This window comes from Burkholderia sp. KL41, assembly GCF_057005415.2.
In genome coordinates, this window is sequence record NZ_CM174447.1 from 2774065 (window position 1) to 2789100 (window position 15036).

16 protein-coding genes are annotated in these 15036 nt (G+C 67.0%); 8 read left to right on the forward strand and 8 right to left on the reverse strand.

Annotation, left to right across the window (positions count from 1 at the left end; all coding sequences use genetic code 11):
* Positions 1–16: 16 nt before the first annotated feature.
* The gene (locus PQB87_RS29740; RefSeq protein WP_489243111.1) at positions 17–2050 is read right to left on the reverse strand and encodes an oxidoreductase; all 2034 of its coding nucleotides are present in this window, start codon (positions 2048–2050) and stop codon (positions 17–19) included.
* A 75-nt stretch (positions 2051–2125) separates the two neighbouring features.
* Here PQB87_RS29740 and PQB87_RS29745 point away from each other — a divergent pair, with 75 nt between their 5' ends.
* From PQB87_RS29745 to PQB87_RS29755, 3 genes are all read left to right on the forward strand, one after another.
* Positions 2126–3208: an AraC family transcriptional regulator gene (locus PQB87_RS29745; RefSeq protein ID WP_489243112.1), complete on the forward strand. Its 1083-nt coding sequence runs from the start codon at positions 2126–2128 to the stop codon at positions 3206–3208.
* Positions 3209–3305: 97 nt separating this feature from the next.
* Positions 3306–3851 carry a hypothetical protein gene (locus PQB87_RS29750; RefSeq protein WP_489243113.1) on the forward strand — a complete coding sequence of 182 codons (546 nt, stop codon included), beginning with the start codon at positions 3306–3308 and terminating at the stop codon, positions 3849–3851.
* An 11-nt stretch (positions 3852–3862) separates the two neighbouring features.
* Positions 3863–4450: a hypothetical protein gene (locus PQB87_RS29755; protein WP_489243114.1), complete on the forward strand. Its 588-nt coding sequence runs from the start codon at positions 3863–3865 to the stop codon at positions 4448–4450.
* 20 nt (positions 4451–4470) lie between these two features.
* Here PQB87_RS29755 and PQB87_RS29760 read toward each other — a convergent pair whose 3' ends face one another.
* From PQB87_RS29760 to PQB87_RS29770, 3 genes are all read right to left on the reverse strand, one after another.
* Complete coding sequence (locus tag PQB87_RS29760) at positions 4471–4920, reverse strand: aconitase X swivel domain-containing protein (RefSeq protein WP_060065303.1); 450 nt, start codon at positions 4918–4920, stop codon at positions 4471–4473.
* On the reverse strand, positions 4913–6160 hold the full coding sequence (locus tag PQB87_RS29765) for an aconitase X (RefSeq protein ID WP_489243115.1): 1248 nt from the start codon (positions 6158–6160) through the stop codon (positions 4913–4915). The genes PQB87_RS29760 and PQB87_RS29765 overlap by 8 nt, the downstream gene beginning before the upstream one ends.
* Positions 6161–6345: 185 nt before the next feature.
* Positions 6346–6774 (reverse strand): MarR family winged helix-turn-helix transcriptional regulator, encoded by a 429-nt coding sequence (locus tag PQB87_RS29770; protein ID WP_027790974.1) that lies wholly within the window; start codon positions 6772–6774, stop codon positions 6346–6348.
* 91 nt (positions 6775–6865) lie between these two features.
* On the opposite strand from PQB87_RS29770, the gene PQB87_RS29775 reads away from it, so the two are divergent.
* The 5 genes from PQB87_RS29775 to PQB87_RS29795 all read left to right on the forward strand — a co-directional run bounded on the left by PQB87_RS29775 (position 6866) and on the right by PQB87_RS29795 (position 12529).
* Entirely contained in the window at positions 6866–7786 is a 921-nt protein-coding gene (locus tag PQB87_RS29775; RefSeq protein ID WP_060065297.1) for a LysR family transcriptional regulator, read from the forward strand.
* Between the two features lie 107 nt (positions 7787–7893).
* The gene (locus PQB87_RS29780) at positions 7894–8325 is read left to right on the forward strand and encodes a MarR family winged helix-turn-helix transcriptional regulator (protein ID WP_060065294.1); all 432 of its coding nucleotides are present in this window, start codon (positions 7894–7896) and stop codon (positions 8323–8325) included.
* A gap of 68 nt (positions 8326–8393) precedes the next feature.
* Positions 8394–9488: an HlyD family secretion protein gene (locus PQB87_RS29785; protein WP_059684546.1), complete on the forward strand. Its 1095-nt coding sequence runs from the start codon at positions 8394–8396 to the stop codon at positions 9486–9488.
* 13 nt (positions 9489–9501) lie between these two features.
* Positions 9502–11076: a DHA2 family efflux MFS transporter permease subunit gene (locus tag PQB87_RS29790; RefSeq protein ID WP_027790970.1), complete on the forward strand. Its 1575-nt coding sequence runs from the start codon at positions 9502–9504 to the stop codon at positions 11074–11076.
* Positions 11077–11092: 16 nt separating this feature from the next.
* Positions 11093–12529: an efflux transporter outer membrane subunit gene (locus PQB87_RS29795; RefSeq protein WP_489243116.1), complete on the forward strand. Its 1437-nt coding sequence runs from the start codon at positions 11093–11095 to the stop codon at positions 12527–12529.
* A gap of 50 nt (positions 12530–12579) precedes the next feature.
* Here the strand turns inward: PQB87_RS29795 and PQB87_RS29800 are convergent, their stop codons facing one another.
* The 4 genes from PQB87_RS29800 to PQB87_RS29815 form a co-directional block, all read right to left on the reverse strand.
* Entirely contained in the window at positions 12580–12762 is a 183-nt protein-coding gene (locus PQB87_RS29800; RefSeq protein WP_059649134.1) for a hypothetical protein, read from the reverse strand.
* A 7-nt stretch (positions 12763–12769) separates the two neighbouring features.
* Positions 12770–13393, reverse strand: a complete 624-nt coding sequence (locus tag PQB87_RS29805; protein WP_059484131.1) for a LysE family transporter — start codon at positions 13391–13393, stop codon at positions 12770–12772.
* 147 nt (positions 13394–13540) lie between these two features.
* Positions 13541–14173 carry a glutathione transferase gene (gene yfcF / locus PQB87_RS29810; protein ID WP_081062657.1) on the reverse strand — a complete coding sequence of 211 codons (633 nt, stop codon included), beginning with the start codon at positions 14171–14173 and terminating at the stop codon, positions 13541–13543.
* 144 nt (positions 14174–14317) lie between these two features.
* On the reverse strand, positions 14318–14728 hold the full coding sequence (locus tag PQB87_RS29815; protein WP_059684556.1) for a TIGR02594 family protein: 411 nt from the start codon (positions 14726–14728) through the stop codon (positions 14318–14320).
* Between the last annotated feature and the right edge of the window lie 308 nt (positions 14729–15036).

A 15036-nucleotide genomic window follows, 5' to 3' on the forward strand; every position in this document is an offset into this window, starting at 1 on the left:
ACGCGCGGCCGTCCCGTTACAGCCGCGCCGCGAGGCGCGCACCCTGATCGATCGCGCGCTTCGCGTCGAGTTCGGCGGCCAGTTCCGCGCCGCCGATCAGGTGCACGGAACGCCCGGCCGCCTGCAACGGCGCGAGCAACGCACGCTGCGGCTCCTGTCCCGTGCAGAGCACGATCGTGTCGGCTTCGATCAGCTCGTGATCGGTGCGCTGCTCGCCGTACGACACGTGCAGCCCGCGCGCATCGATCAATTCGTAGTTCACGCCGCCGATCATCTTCACCAGCTTCATCTTCAGCGTCGCGCGGTGAATCCAGCCGGTCGTCTTGCCGAGCCCCTTGCCGAGCGGCGCGGCCTTGCGCTGCAGCAGCGTCACTTCACGCGCGGGCGGCGTGACCTGCGCACGCGTCACGCCGCCACGCGTCGCGGCCGGGTCGGTCACGCCCCACTCGGCCTTCCACTCGTCCAGATCGAGCGCCGGCGATTCGCCGTCCTGCACCAGATACTCGGCGACATCGAAGCCGATCCCGCCCGCGCCGACCACCGCGACACGCCGGCCGACCGGCTGCCTGCCCGCGAGCACGTCGATGTAGCTGAGCACGTTCGGCCCGTCCTGCCCCGGAATCTTCGGGTCGCGGGGCGCGACGCCCGTTGCGAGCACGATTTCGTCGTAGCCGCCCGCGATCAGGTCGCTTGCGTCGACGCGGCGGTTCAGGTGCAGGTTCACGCCGGTCAGCTCGACCTGGCGGCCGAAGTAGCTCAGCGCTTCGTGAAACTCCTCCTTGCCCGGAATCCGCTTGGCCATGTTGAACTGGCCGCCGATCTCGGCCGCGCCGTCGAACAGGTCGACCCGATGGCCGCGCTGCGCGAGCACGGTCGAGCACGCGAGCCCGGCCGGCCCCGCGCCCACCACCGCGATGCGCTTCGGCTGCGGCGCGGGCGTGTATTTCAGCTCCGTCTCGTGGCATGCACGCGGATTCAGCAGGCACGACGCGATCCTGTTCTTGAACGCGTGATCGAGACACGCCTGGTTGCAGCCGATACAGGTGTTGATCTCGTCGGCACGGCCCTGCGCGGCCTTGACCACGAACTCGGCATCCGCGAGCAGCGGGCGTGCCATCGACACCATGTCCGCGCAGCCGTCCGCGAGGATCTGCTCGGCCACTTCGGGGCGATTGATCCGGTTGGTGGTCACGAGCGGAATGCCGACCTCGCCCTTCATCTTCTTCGTCACCCACGCGAACGCACCGCGCGGCACCGACGTCGCGATCGTCGGCACGCGCGCCTCGTGCCAGCCGATCCCCGTGTTGATGATGGTCGCGCCCGCGCGCTCGACGGCCTTCGCGAGCTGCACGGTTTCGCTCCAGTCGCTGCCGTCCGGAATCAGGTCGAGCATCGACAGCCGGTAGATCAGGATGAAATCGCGGCCGACCGCTTCGCGTGTGCGTTCGATGATCTCGATCGGCAGCCGGATGCGGTTCTCGTACGACCCGCCCCACTGGTCGGTGCGCTTGTTCGTATGCATCGAGATGAACTGGTTGATCAGGTAGCCTTCGGAGCCCATGATCTCGACGCCGTCGTAACCGGCTTCACGCGCGAGCTTCGCGCAACGGACAAACGCGCGGATCTGCCGCTCGACCCCGCGCGCGCTCAGCTCGTGCGGCGTGAACGGCGAAATCGGCGACTTGATCTTCGACGGCGCGACCGCGAACGGGTGATAACCGTAGCGGCCCGTATGGAGGATCTGCAGCGCGATCTTGCCGTCCTCCGCATGCACGGCGCCGGTGATCTCGCGATGGCGCCGCGCGGCGGCCGACGTCATCAGCGTGCCGCCGAACGGCTTGGTCCAGCCGGCCACGTTCGGCGCGAAGCCGCCCGTCACGATCAGGCCCACGCCGCCGCGCGCGCGTTCGGCGAAATATTCGGCGAGCCGCGGCAGCGTCTTGCGGCTGTCCTCGAGGCCCGTGTGCATCGAGCCCATCAAGACGCGGTTCTTCAGCGTCGTGAAACCGAGATCGAGCGGCGCGAGCAGGTGGGGAAAGGGTGTCGTCATGATGATCGTGCCAGTAAGCGATGCGTGACATCGTAGGCGCGCGCCGCCTTGAACGTGAGGGGGCAAACAGCCATAATGCTTGTCATTTCCGGCCAAGACGACATGACTTCCCCTCTCGCCAAGGACCGCCTCGGGCTGCGCCGGCCGACGATTCCGGTCGCCTACACGCGCCTGCTGCTGCAGGCGCTGGCCGCGCGCGGTGTCGACCTGGCCGCCGTGCGCGCCGGCACGGGCCTGCGCGATGCGGTGCTGGCCGAACCGGACGCGCGCGTCGCGCCGTCGCAATGGGGGCGGCTCGTGCTCAATGCGATCGAGATCGGCGGCGATCCGGGCATCGGGCTCGCGTTCGGGCTGCTGCTGAAGCCGACCGTGCACGGCTTTCTCGGCTACGCGACCCTGACCGCGCGGGACATCCGCGAGGCGCTATCCGTCACGCAGCGCTACTTCCGGATGCGCAACCGCCAATATCGCCTGACCCATGAAGAAGACGAACGCGGCGCGACGCTCGAACTGCACGGCGTGCAGGCGAGCCCCGTGCTGCAGCATCACGTGATGTTCGAATTCGTGCTGACCGGGCTCGCGCAGAACATCTCGCAATGGGCCGGGCGCGCGTCGCCGTCGATCGCGCTGCAATTCACGTGGCCGGAGCCGCCCTATTTCGCACGCTATCGCGACCAGTTGCCGCCGGTCGAATTCGGCTGCGCGGCCAACGCGCTGTGGATCGCGCACGACGTGCTCGACTGGCCGCTGCCGCTCGCCGACGAAGTCGCGCATCGGCAGGCGCTCGTGCAGGTGGAGCGTGAGTATGCGCAGGTGCGCCAGGAGGAAGGCGATCTGGTCGAACGCGTGCGTGCGGAGCTGGCACGCGGGGCCGGCGATTACCCGGGGCCGGGGACGCTCGCCGATGCGCTGCTCGTGTCGACACGCACGCTGCGGCGCCGGCTCGAGGAAGCCGGGTCGAGCTATCGGCAGTTGCTCGACGAAGCGCGGTTTCGCGACGCGAAGCAGTTGCTCGCCGCGTCGGATCTTGACCTGAAGACGATCGCCGAGCGGCTGCAATTCACCGACCCGGCGAATTTCACGCGCGCGTTCCGGCGCTGGGCCGGGCAGACGCCGAGCGCCTATCGGGAGGCGGCTGCGGGCACGGCACGCGATTGATGCAGGGCCGCGACCGGCACGAGGTGCCGGCCCGTGATTTCATCGGTATGATCAATCCCACGCCCAAGCGGCGCCGACCGGCGCACTCTCCCGCCCCATGCCCAATCACACCACGCTGATCGAGTCGACGATCGACCGTATCGATACGAACCTCGTCCGGATCAAGGCCGACATCAGGAAGGCGCCGCTGTATCGCCTGACGATGCGGAACGCCTGCTACTTCATCGCCGCCGACGATTTCGACGCGGAGGCATTCAAGCAGATCGATCGATTGAAGCCCGGGATGGCCGTGCGCGCGTGCATCTTCAACGATCGCGGCCGTCACCGGATCGCGTGGCTCAGAAGCAGCGACTTGGCGATCGCGCCTTACGATGCGCTCGGACAAAGGGACGGCAACCTGAGGCTGCTCACATGGGCGTCGATCGTCTTCGTGCTGAGCCTGCTGATCGGTGCCGCCGTGTTCAGATCGGGCTGGGCGTTCGTCGGCGTCCTGGCCTTGCTCGCGGGCATCATCAGCCTGCTGGGCATCCTGCTCGCGATCGCGGGGCTGTCCGATCTGGTATTCCGGCCTCAGCGTCGCGAGGCGCAGGAAAAGTGGCGGTACGAACCCGCCGGGTTCACGACGGAACGGAGCAACGGATGACCGGTCGCACCATGCAAATCGCATCCGGCCGCGTGACGTCCGTCAGCCAGAAGACGATCACTACGCAGGTCTGGAGCAACAATCTCGGCTGGACGACGCAAGGCATCGAGGAGATCGCGCTGCAGCTCGACACGTTCGACGCGCCGCTCACGCTCGTGACCGGCGCCTCGCGCAGCCTGTTCATCGTCGCGGGCGATCGGCTGGAGGTGGCATACGCCGAAGGCCCGGATCGCCCGGCCATCTACGGCATCCGCAACGCGACCGACGCCTCGGTGTATCTGGTTCGACCCGCGAAAGTCGCCGGGGCCCGCATCGATGTGTTCGCGACGCTATTCCTGCTGGTCGTCGTCGTCTTCGTTCTCGGCATCATGTCCGCGGTGTCGCGCAGCCTCGACGGGATGCTCGACACGTTCGCGTGGTTCGCAGGGGGCGCGATCGGGTTCTTCCTGCTGAGCACGATCCTGCGCACCGTGTTCGGCGTGGTCGTGTGGCCCGAGATCCGGCGGCTCAGGCAGCCCGGCGGCAAGCGCGAGATGAACGCCGCGAGGCAGGCGCTGTCGCTCGCGAACGACGATACGCCGAACATCCGTTTTCTCTGACGCGATACGCGCGCGACGCGTCAGCAGCCGACGACGATCCGCGCCCCGCCGTCACCCTCGCCCGCCTCGATCCGCACCTCGCCCGTCGCGGCGACGATCGCGTCGTACACGTCGTCGCTCACGCACACCACCGGCACCGCGATCGCATACAGCTCGGCCGCCACGATCGCGCCGATCGAGATGATCAGGTCGCGCTCCTTCAGCACGATCCCGACCGGCCCCGTGCCGTTGCGCACGGCTTCCGCGAGCACGCTGCTGCTCGAACTCGAGCCCTTCGCGTGCGGCATCACCATCACCTTGCCGGCGAGGCTCGCACCGGCCTGCGGATGCCCGCGATCGACGATCTTTCCCGCGCCCGAATCGTAGCCGCCCCAGAAACTGAGCGGCTTGTCGAGCACGAACGCGCGCGCGCATGCGCTGCCCGGCACGAGCGTGTCGCCCGTCAAGCCCTTGCCCGTCGCTTCAGTCATCGAATCGCACCTTTCCTTCGAACGCCGACCGCACGCATTCGCGCATGCTGCCGTACGCGACCGTCACGCCGATGTTCGCGGGCGCATACGACGCCCATTTCCCCGAATTGGTCATCACCAGCCCTGACAGTTGCTTCATCACCGGCGTGATGTACGTGCAGGTGTCGACGACGATCTGAATGCCGCGTGCGGCGAATTTTTCCGCGAGGCCGGCTTCCTCCAGTTCCCACAAGATGAAGCGGCTCGTGTTCACGTAGAAATCGCAGGCCGGCTTGCCGTCGAACGCGTCGAGCAAGGTGCCGAGCGTGCGGAATTCGGCCAGCGAGAAATGCGGCGTGCCGAGCGCCACCGCGACGAGTGCGTCGCCGGCCGCGCCGTGGTTCAGCGTGCGGCGAATCTCGTCGAGGTCGGCCATCGCGACATCGACCGTGCGTTGCGCCGCCTGCCCGTGCAACGCCGCATCGAGCGTCGGCGCCTCGGGTGTGATGCCCACCGCATGGAACAGCGCGACGGCGCCGCTCGATGCGGCCGCCGCGCCCAGCGCCTTGAGTTCGTCTTCGGTGGTATCCGCCGGCAACCCGACGATCGCCGGCACGACCGCACCCGCAATCCTGCCGATCAGCAGACCGAGCGCGGCGAAATAAATGTCGCGCGACGGCAGGCGGTTGAAGTCCGGCGCGTTGAACACGATCCGCGCGGCGCGGTTCGCTTCGACGTGCAGCCCCGCATACGGCGCGCGCCCGGTGATCGCCGCAGCCAGGTCGAGAAAATCGCCATACCGGCTCGTGCGCGCGCCGAGCACCGAGTTCGCGAACACGATCGCGTTCGATTCGGCCCACGCGATCTGCTCGCCTTTCACGGGACGGTTCTTCAGTTGATACGGCGCGCACGTGAAGCTCGATTCGCAGCCGAGCTGCAGATGCGCGTCCATCAGGCGCTGCGCGTCGCGCTGGATCGTGCGGTCGCCGTGGTACAGCTCGGGATGGATCAGGTCGAGCGACCCGACGTTCAGCGTGGTCGGCACCGCGACCTTCGCACCGGTGTCGACGAAATATTCGACGAAGTCGAGGCTCGTCCGGCCGTGGTAAAGGCAGCCGTCGATATGCGCGGACGTGATGTCGATCAGGTGCGGCGCGGACATCACCTGCGCCGTGCGTGCAACGATCCGCATCGCGCGCGCGACGCCATCGCCGTAATCCCCGCGCAGCATGGCGCTGTCGCGGTCACTCAACTGCAGCATCGGTTGCTCCTCTGACGCGTGCCGGCGGCGCCGGCCCGTGAAATCCGTCAGGGGACTCTACAACTGGAAATAAAAACTGTCCAGATACACGTCGATCCGGACAGTTTAAAAAACCAATTTCAGCCTTACAGCATTACCGAAGTGGACAATGGCTCGAATTCCGCTCCAGTTTGCCGCCGGTTCGTCTAGCGTTCCGCAGTCACGCTGAACAGCTCGTCGCGCAGCGCCTTCGCGCGGTCGCGTCCGAACTGCGTCTCGAATTCGTCCTGCGCGGCCTGCCACGCAACCAGCGCCCGCGCGAACGTGCGCTCGCCCGGCTTCGTGAGGCTCAACGCATGCGCACGCGCATCGTGCTCGGACGCGGCCGTCGCGACGAAGCCGTCGCGCTGCAGCGGCTTCAGCGCGCGCAGCAGCGTCGTGCGATCCATCACGAGGCTATCGGCGAGTTCGCTCATCAGCAGGCCGGGCCTGCGCGTCAGGTTCGACATGATCGAGAACTGGGCGGGCGTGACGCCAACCGGGGCCAGATGGCGTTCGTACAGTTGCGTGACGAAACGCGCCGCCTGACGCAGCGCGAGACAGTTGCACGCCTGGGCAATCGAGGTGTCGTTCATGTCTCGCAATTTATATGTGCATATGCATAAAGTCAATGTACACTCCGCCGTAACCAGGCCGGTGGCCGGCCCTCGCGTCAAGGAGACGGACATGGACTACATCGACAAGCTGAGGATCTTCCGGTCGGTGGTGGAGCTGCGCAGCTTCACGCGCGCTGCCGACATGCTCGGCCTCGCCCGGCCCGTGGTGTCGCGCGCGGTCGCGGATCTCGAAGCGCGCTTCGGCAGCCGGCTGCTGCACCGGACCACGCGCCAGGTGTCGCTGACCGAAACCGCCGAGCGCATCTACGAGCGCTGCGCGGCCGTGCTGGACGAGCTCGACTCGCTCGAAGCGGAAGCGCAGGCGTCGACGCGCGAGCCCGAAGGCCTGTTGCGGCTCGTCGCGCACACGACGGCCGCGCTGAACCGGCTGGTACCGCTGATCGCCGGCTTCAAGGCCGCGCACCCGAAGGTGCGCCTCGACGTGACGCTGACCGAGCGCCCGGTCGATCTCGTCGGCGAAGGCTACGACATCGGCATCGTCGTGCCGTACATGCTGACGAGCGAAACGACCGTCGTGCGGCTGGTCGAACGCATTCCGGTCGTGATCGTCGCGACACCCGCGTACCTGCGCGCGCATTCGCATCCCCAAGCGCCGGCCGATCTTGCCGACCATCCGTTCGTGCCGATGTCGCCGTCGCTGCGGCGGCCCGCCTTGTCGTTCCGCATCGACGGCGACACGCTGACCGTGCCGTTCCGCTTCGACATCTCGTCGAACAGCCCCGTCTTCAACCGCGAAATGGTGATGCACGACTTCGGCATCGGCGTCGTGCCGAAAACGCTCGTCGGGGCCGAACTCGCGTCGGGCGCGCTCGTGCAGCTGCTGCCGGACGCCGATCTCGTCGATGCCTTCGTCGAGATCAAGCTCGCGTACGCGAACCGCGCGCTGCTGCCCGCGAAGGTCAAGGCGTTCATCGACTACACGGCCGCCTACTGCGACCGCGAAGGCTGGATCGTTCCGGCGGCGGCCTGACCGGGCGCACGAACGCGCCTCGTTGCAGCCGATTGGTACAGCCACGACACCAATCTGATCCCGCCCCGCCCATCGCTTCACGCGATCCCGCGCCCTAACATGTGCACATGCACAAGACCACGCTCACCGACGACGATTGCTTTGCGGTCCGGCAAGCCGCCCGGCGAATCTCGCAGTTCTACGAGCGCTATCTGTCGCGCGCGGGTGTCACGCCATCGCAATACAGCATTCTCGCGCTGCTGCGCGACCGGCCCGGCCTGACGATGGCGACCTTGTCGAGCGTGCTGGTGATCGAACGCACCGCGCTGCTGCGCGCGCTCAAGCCGCTCGTCGGCGCGGCGCTGGTGGCGGGCCGGATCGAGCCGCCGTGCCGCGGCCAGACGTTCGCGCTCACCGCGCACGGCGAAACCAAGGTCGCCGACGCGCACGTGCACTGGCTCGCCGCGCAGGAAGCATTCGAGCGGTGTTTCGGATCGGCGCAGGCGGCCCGCCTCAGAGACGAATTGTTCCGGATCACGCACAACCTGCCGGAACGCTGATTGACGACTTCCCCGACGGACGGCACGCCGTCTTTCGTTTTGATACGTGCATATACATAGGTGAATCGATGGAAACGACCCAAGCCGCTGCCGCGTCACGCGAAGCAGCCACAACCGACCAACCCGCGAAGCAACAGCGCCGCGTGCCGTGGATGCGCATCGCGGTGGGTGTCGTCGTCGTCGTCGTGGCCGCCGCCGCGCTCGACTGGCTGTTCGTGCTGCGCTTCCAGGAAAGCACCGACGATGCCTATGTCGGCGGCGACGTAACGGTGCTCGCACCGAAGGTCAACGGCTTCGTCGACAAGATCCTCGTGACCGACAACCAGCGCGTGAAGGCCGGCGACGTGCTCGTGCAGCTCGATGCGCGCGACTACGACGCGAAGCTCGCGCAGGCCAGCGCCGAAGTCGACAGCGCGCGCTCCGCCGTGACCGAACTCGAGGCGAAGCAGCAACTGCAATATGCGGTGATCGGACAGCACGCAGCGGACAAGAACGCTTCGTCGGCCGAGCTGACACGCGCCGCATCGGATCGTGTGCGCTACCGCGAGCTCGTGAAATCCGACGCGGTGTCGAACCAGATCGTCGAACGCGCGGACGCCGATTATTCGAAGGCCGGCGCCGCCGTCGAACGCAGCGACGCCGCGCTGCTCGCGTCGAAGCGGCAGCTCGACGTGCTCGGCGCGCAGCTCGCCGACGCGCGGGCGCGCGTGAACACCGCGCTCGCCGCGCAGCGCGTCGCCGCGCTCAACGTCGAATACACGACGATCCGCTCGCCGGTCGACGGTTACGTCGGCAATCGCACGGGCCGCGTCGGGATGCTCGCGAACGTCGGCGTGCCGCTGCTGACGATCGTGCCGGCTTCCGGACTGTGGATCGACGCGAACTTCAAGGAAGACCAGCTGCGCAAGATGCACGCGGGCGATCGCGTCGACGTGTCGCTCGATGCGTCGAGCACGCGCCTGCACGGCCGCGTCGACAGCCTCGCGCCCGCGACCGGCGCGACCTTCAGCGTGCTGCCGCCCGAGAACGCGACCGGCAACTTCACGAAGATCGTCCAGCGCGTGCCCGTGCGCGTGCATCTCGATCCGCAGCCGGGCCTCGAGCACGTGCTGCGCCCCGGCCTGTCCGCGGTCGTGACCGTGCATACCGGCCGCGCGAGCTGAACGGGAGACGACGATGACCACCGCGTTTTCCGGCGACCCGGCGTCGCAACCGACGAAGCAGCGCGTCTTCGCCTTCGCGCTGATGTGCGTCGGCTTCTTCATGGCGACGCTCGACATCCAGATCGTCGCGTCGTCGCTGCGCGACATCGGCGGCGGCCTGTCCGCCAGCCAGGACGAATTGTCGTGGGTGCAGACGGCCTACCTGATCGCCGAGATCATCGTGATCCCGATGTCGGGCTGGCTGTCGAAGGTGATGTCGACGCGCTGGCTGTTCGTCGCGTCGGCCGTCGGCTTCACGATCACGAGCATGCTGTGCGGGCTCGCGTGGGACATCAACTCGATGATCCTGTTTCGCGGGCTGCAGGGCGCGCTCGGCGCCGCGATGATCCCGACCGTGTTCACCACCGCATTCGTGCTGTTCCCGGGCAGGCAGCGGCTGATCGCGTCGACGACCATCGGCGCGCTCGCGTCGCTCGCTCCGGCGATCGGCCCTGTGATCGGCGGCTGGATCACCGATCAATGGTCGTGGCACTGGCTGTTCTACCTGAACCTCGTACCGGGCATCGCGGTGGCCGCACTCGTGCCGCGCTACGTGCATATCGACGAACCCGACCTGAGCCTCATCAAGCGCGGCGACTACCTCGGCATCGTGCTGATGTCGGGTTTCCTCGGCTGCCTCGAATACGTGCTGGAGGAAGGCCCGCGCAAGAACTGGTTCGGCGACGATGCGATCGTGATCTGCGCGTGGATCTCCGGCATCTGCGGCTTCCTGTTCCTCGTGCATGCGCTGACCGCGAAAGATCCGATCGTCGACCTGCGCGCGCTCGCCGTGCGCAACTTCGGGATCGGCAGCCTGCTGTCGTTCGTAACCGGCATCGGGATCTTCGTGACCGTGTTCCTGACGCCGCTGTTTCTCGCGCAGGTGCGCGCGTTCAGCTCGCTGCAGATCGGCATCGCGCTGCTGTCGGTCGGTGCGTTCCAGTTGGTCGCGCTCTGCGCGTATGCGTTCGCCGCGCGTTTCTTCAGCCTGCGTGCGCTGCTCGTGTTCGGGCTGATCTGTTTCGGCCTCGGCTGCTACCTGTACACGCCGATCACGCACGACTGGGGCTGGCGCGAATTGCTGCTGCCGCAGGCACTGCGTGGCATCGGCCAGCAGTTCAGTGTGCCGCCGATCGTGACGATGGCGCTCGGCTCGCTGCCGCAGTCGCGGCTGAAATCGGCGAGCGGCCTGTTCAACCTGATGCGCAATCTCGGCGGGGCGATCGGCATCGCGGTGAGCGCGACGATGCTCAACGACCGGCTGAATTTTCACTACCTGCGGCTGAACGAGCATGTGAGCGCCGGCGAACCGCAGATCGCGTCGCTGCTCGATCGACAGGCGGCTTACTGGGGCTCGGTGGCCGGCAATACGCTGAATACCGCGCAGGCCGGGCTCGCGAACCTGCATCGGCTGATCTATCGAGAGGCGCTGACGCTCACTTATGCGGATGCGTATTACGTGCTGTCGCTGTGTTTCGTCGTCGCGCTGTTTGCCGTCGTGTTTTCCAAACCCATTACGTTGAACGCGCCGCCGCCGGACGCGCACTGAGGCCAGGGTCATCATCATGAAAAAGCTACTCGTCGCGCTGGCTGTCAGCGCATTTGCCGCCGGGTGCGCGGTGCAGCCCGCGCAGCATCCGGCGCTGTCCGAATCCGTCCAGACGCTCGCCCCCGCCGCATGGGATACCGACGTGCCGCGCGCGGACATCGACGCCGCCGCCTGGTGGGCGCAATTCCACGACCCCGTGCTCGACCGCCTGATCACGGCCGTGCTCGACGGCAACCTCGATCTGCAGGCCGCCGCCGAACGCGTGAAGCAGGCGCAGGCGCTGACCGTGCAGAAGCGCGCGGTGCTGCTGCCCGAACTCGACGCGACCGCGCATGCGGCCGACGCGCGGCAGAACACGCCACCGCCGCTCGGTTATGTGCGGCAGGCCGGCGCGGGGCTCGCGCTGAGCTGGTCGCCCGACGTGTTCGGCGGCGAGCGGCTCGACCTGCTCGCCGCGCAGGCGGAACTCGTCGGCCAGAAGCATGCGGAAGATGCGATGCGGCTCGCGCTCGCAGCGGATGCGGCGTCCGCGTATGTCGATCTGCGCTGGGCACAGCAGGAACTGAAGATCCTTCAGGACAACGCGAAGATCCGGCAGCATGCGCTCGAACTCACGCGCAAGCGACAGGCGTTCGGGCTGTCGACGGAACTCGACGTCACGCGTGCGCAGAACCAGCTCGACGCGCTCGAAGCGCGGATTCCGCCGACGCAGGCGCAGATTTCGCATCAGCTCAATCTCATTGCCGTGTATTCGGGGCGCACGCCGGAATCGGTCGATCGGCTCGTGCTCGCGCAGGCCGGCGACATTCCCGCGCCGCCGGCTGGCGCGCCCGGTACGTTGCCTTCGCAGGCGTTGCTGCGGCGGCCCGATGTGCTGACTGCGTATGCGCAGGTCGAGCGGCGGGCGGCGCAAGTCGGCGTGGCGAAGGCCGAGCGGTATCCGAAGTTTTCGTTGAACCTGACGGACGGGATTCTCGCGGCTTCCTATCTCGGGTTGCCGACGTTGACCGACAACCTGTTCAGCGCGGCGTTGAGCGCGACGAGCCCGATCTTCAATGCAGGGCGGATTACGGCCGATATCTCGCAGAGCGAAAGCCGGATGCGCGAGTCGGAACTCGGGTTACGGCAGACGATGCTGCAGGCGTTGCGGGAAGTCGAGGATGCACGTGCGAATCTCGTCAGCGCCGACGAGGCGACGCGGCGGCTCGATAGCGCGCTCGCTGCGTCGGACAAGGCGCTCGGGCTGGCGAATCAGCTCTACAAGGGTGGCGCGACGGATTTTCTGGATGTGCTGTCGGCGCAGGAGGTGTATCTGCGGGATTCGGATTCGCTCAACCAGGTCAGGCGCGAGCATGCGCTGGCGGCGGTCGCGCTTTATCGGTCGCTCGGGGGCGGGTGGAGCAGGAACGACGCGGCGGGTGGGCCGACGGTGGAGGCGGTGGCGAAGAACTGAACGTGATCACGATACGACGCCGGCCTCAACACTTGCCGGCGTCCCGCTCGTCAACCGCACGACCCCAGACATTTGACCGACGACAACGCGATCAGGTAAACCGCCAGCCACGCAATGCCCAGCCCCGCGATGACGGTGACGATACGCGTGATGAGCTTGTGCCAGAACCGGATCGCAGCGAACACTCCGGCAGCCAGCAGGAGCCCGATGAGGATCGGGCCGAGCACGTTCATCGCAGCGTTACCGATCCAGCGCCAGCTTCGCGCCGAGCCCCAACAGGATCGTCCCCATCACCGCATCGATCGGCTTGCGCAGTTTCGCGTAACCCGTCTGCACGCGGTTCGTCGAGAACAGCACGGCCACCGTGCAGAACCATGTCAGCGATACGGCGACGACCACGGCCAGCGTCGCGCCATGCACCCATGCCGGCGCATGCGCGGGCAGCAGCGTGACGAACAGGCTGCCGAAGAACGCGGCGGCCTTCGGGTTGGTCAGGCCGACCAGCAGCCCTTTCCGGTATGCATGCACGCCGCCGCGAACGATCGGCTGGCTTGCCGCTTCAGCCTGCCGTGCCGACTGGCGCAGGCCCGACAGCGTCCTGATGCCCAGGTAAATCAGGTACGCCGCACCGGCGATGCGAATCGCCTCGTACAGCCACGCGAGCTTCGCGACGATCAGCCCGAGCCCGAAAATCGCCATCGCCGCCCACACGGCATGCGACGACGCAATGCCCAACGCGGCCAGCAGACCCGCACGGCGATTGCCGAGCGCATGGGACGAAACAGCGATCAGGTCGGGGCCGGGGCTGACGCACGCCAGCAACATCACGCCGCCGACTGCGGCGAGTTGGGGAAGATAGCTCATGGCGGTTCGGGAGGATTCAGGTGAGGAGGAATGCCGGCTTACTCTAGCACGCCGACTTTGGTTGCATGCGGGACGATCTGAAACGCGGCGCGCCGGCAGCCGGCACACGTTTTCTCAAGCCGTCGCCGCGCGCCTTGCACCCGCGTATTACAGCGGCGGCCGCTTCAGCTTCACCCAGCGCTGCACCGACGGCCGCTCCCACTGCGCACGCGCATAGTCGGCGAGGCGCTGCGGCACCGGATCGTCATTCAGCACCAGGCGGTTCAGCATCACCGCCAGGTCGACATCCGCGATACTCCACTCGCCGAACAGGTTTGCCGCACCCGGTGCGAGCAGCTTGCCGGCGGCCGCGAACAGCTTCTGCGCGGCAGCCTGCGCCAGGCTCGACAGCGGCTCGCTCGACGGCCCGTAGAACAGCACTTCGGTCGACCGCTCCGTGCGGATCGCCATCAGGTCGCTGCGCAGCCACGCCTGCACCTGTCGCGCCTGCGCGCGCTGGCGCGGATCGGCTGGATAGAGCCGTGTGCCCGGGAAAATCTCGTCGAGATACTCGGTGATCGCCGACGATTCCGACAGCGCGAAATCGTCGTGCACGAGCGTCGGTACGCGTTGCGTCAGCGACGTCGCCGCGTAGTCGGGTGCGAAATGCGCGCGGTTGCCGAGATCGACGGTCACCAGTTCGTAGGTCAGCCCTTTTTCCTCGAGGGCGACGAACACCGACATCGCGTAAGGGCTCGCGTATTGCGTATCCGCATAGAGACGGAGATTTCCGGTTTGCACGACAGGCTCCTTGTCAGGGCGGAGATCGGCGACCGTGCGGCAGGCGCATCGGCAGGCTCCGTGTGAATCGATGCGGCATGTGCGACAGATCAGCCGCCGCTTGAAAAGCGATGTTCGAAGTTTTGTTTGCGTCGCGGCGGTTGGTCAGACGGCGTGGGGCCAGCGGTAGCCGATCACTTCGTTCAACGGGTACGCGAGTTCGCGCACCTCTTCCAGTTGATTGCCGCCGAACAGATGTACGTGCTCGTCGTCGTGACGCAGGTAGAAGCCGACATGCCCTTTCCAGCTCGCGGGATCGTCGCGCGTCAGGATCGCGATGCAGCCGTACACCGGGCGCTCCAGCGGCCGGCCCCATTCGAGCCACGAACGCGCGAGCGCGGAGCCCGTCCCGCGAATGCCGGCGTGCGTCATGCACCAGTTGACGAACGACGAGCACCAGGAAATCTTGTCGTCGTAGCCGACCAGGTTCGTCTGATTGTTGTATTCGACGATGCGCGGATTGATGCTGCCGGGCGGATGGCGGCGGATGCCGAGTTCCGCCATCGCGACGGGCATCCAGGGCGGGTGGGCGGTGTCCGGTTTGCTCTCGGGGTTGAATGGGGCCACGTCGTTCTCGGGCGAGTGTGATGTGCAATCAATCTTCGCACGAATGACGCGAGGCGACGAGCACCTGTACGCGTGGCCTCGCGTTGTACGGGCGCGTTCAAGTGCCTGCCGACCATGCTCGGCGACAGGCCAGCTTCGGAACCGGGAGAGCGTGGCGCGCCGATCGAATCGAAGCCTGACGAATCGATCGCGCGAGGGTTGGACGCGCCTTGTCGTGCGCGCCCGGGTGACTCATCTGCGTTGGGTCTCGGGTACCG

Excerpts from the sequence above, each read along its gene's own strand:
- PQB87_RS29805 (WP_059484131.1), bottom strand. The coding sequence starts at position 13,393 with ATGAGCTATCTTCCCCAACTCGCCGCAGTCGGCGGCGTGATGTTGCTG.
- PQB87_RS29740 (WP_489243111.1), bottom strand. The coding sequence starts at position 2,050 with ATGACGACACCCTTTCCCCACCTGCTCGCGCCGCTCGATCTCGGTTTC.
- PQB87_RS29800 (WP_059649134.1), bottom strand. The coding sequence starts at position 12,762 with ATGAACGTGCTCGGCCCGATCCTCATCGGGCTCCTGCTGGCTGCCGGA.
- PQB87_RS29765 (WP_489243115.1), bottom strand. The coding sequence starts at position 6,160 with ATGCTGCAGTTGAGTGACCGCGACAGCGCCATGCTGCGCGGGGATTAC.
- PQB87_RS29795 (WP_489243116.1), top strand. The coding sequence starts at position 11,093 with ATGAAAAAGCTACTCGTCGCGCTGGCTGTCAGCGCATTTGCCGCCGGG.
- PQB87_RS29785 (WP_059684546.1), top strand. The coding sequence starts at position 8,394 with ATGGAAACGACCCAAGCCGCTGCCGCGTCACGCGAAGCAGCCACAACC.
- PQB87_RS29780 (WP_060065294.1), top strand. The coding sequence starts at position 7,894 with ATGCACAAGACCACGCTCACCGACGACGATTGCTTTGCGGTCCGGCAA.
- PQB87_RS29770 (WP_027790974.1), bottom strand. The coding sequence starts at position 6,774 with ATGAACGACACCTCGATTGCCCAGGCGTGCAACTGTCTCGCGCTGCGT.
- PQB87_RS29775 (WP_060065297.1), top strand. The coding sequence starts at position 6,866 with ATGGACTACATCGACAAGCTGAGGATCTTCCGGTCGGTGGTGGAGCTG.
- PQB87_RS29790 (WP_027790970.1), top strand. The coding sequence starts at position 9,502 with ATGACCACCGCGTTTTCCGGCGACCCGGCGTCGCAACCGACGAAGCAG.
- PQB87_RS29745 (WP_489243112.1), top strand. The coding sequence starts at position 2,126 with ATGCTTGTCATTTCCGGCCAAGACGACATGACTTCCCCTCTCGCCAAG.
- PQB87_RS29755 (WP_489243114.1), top strand. The coding sequence starts at position 3,863 with ATGCAAATCGCATCCGGCCGCGTGACGTCCGTCAGCCAGAAGACGATC.
- PQB87_RS29760 (WP_060065303.1), bottom strand. The coding sequence starts at position 4,920 with ATGACTGAAGCGACGGGCAAGGGCTTGACGGGCGACACGCTCGTGCCG.
- PQB87_RS29750 (WP_489243113.1), top strand. The coding sequence starts at position 3,306 with ATGCCCAATCACACCACGCTGATCGAGTCGACGATCGACCGTATCGAT.
- PQB87_RS29815 (WP_059684556.1), bottom strand. The coding sequence starts at position 14,728 with ATGCCCGTCGCGATGGCGGAACTCGGCATCCGCCGCCATCCGCCCGGC.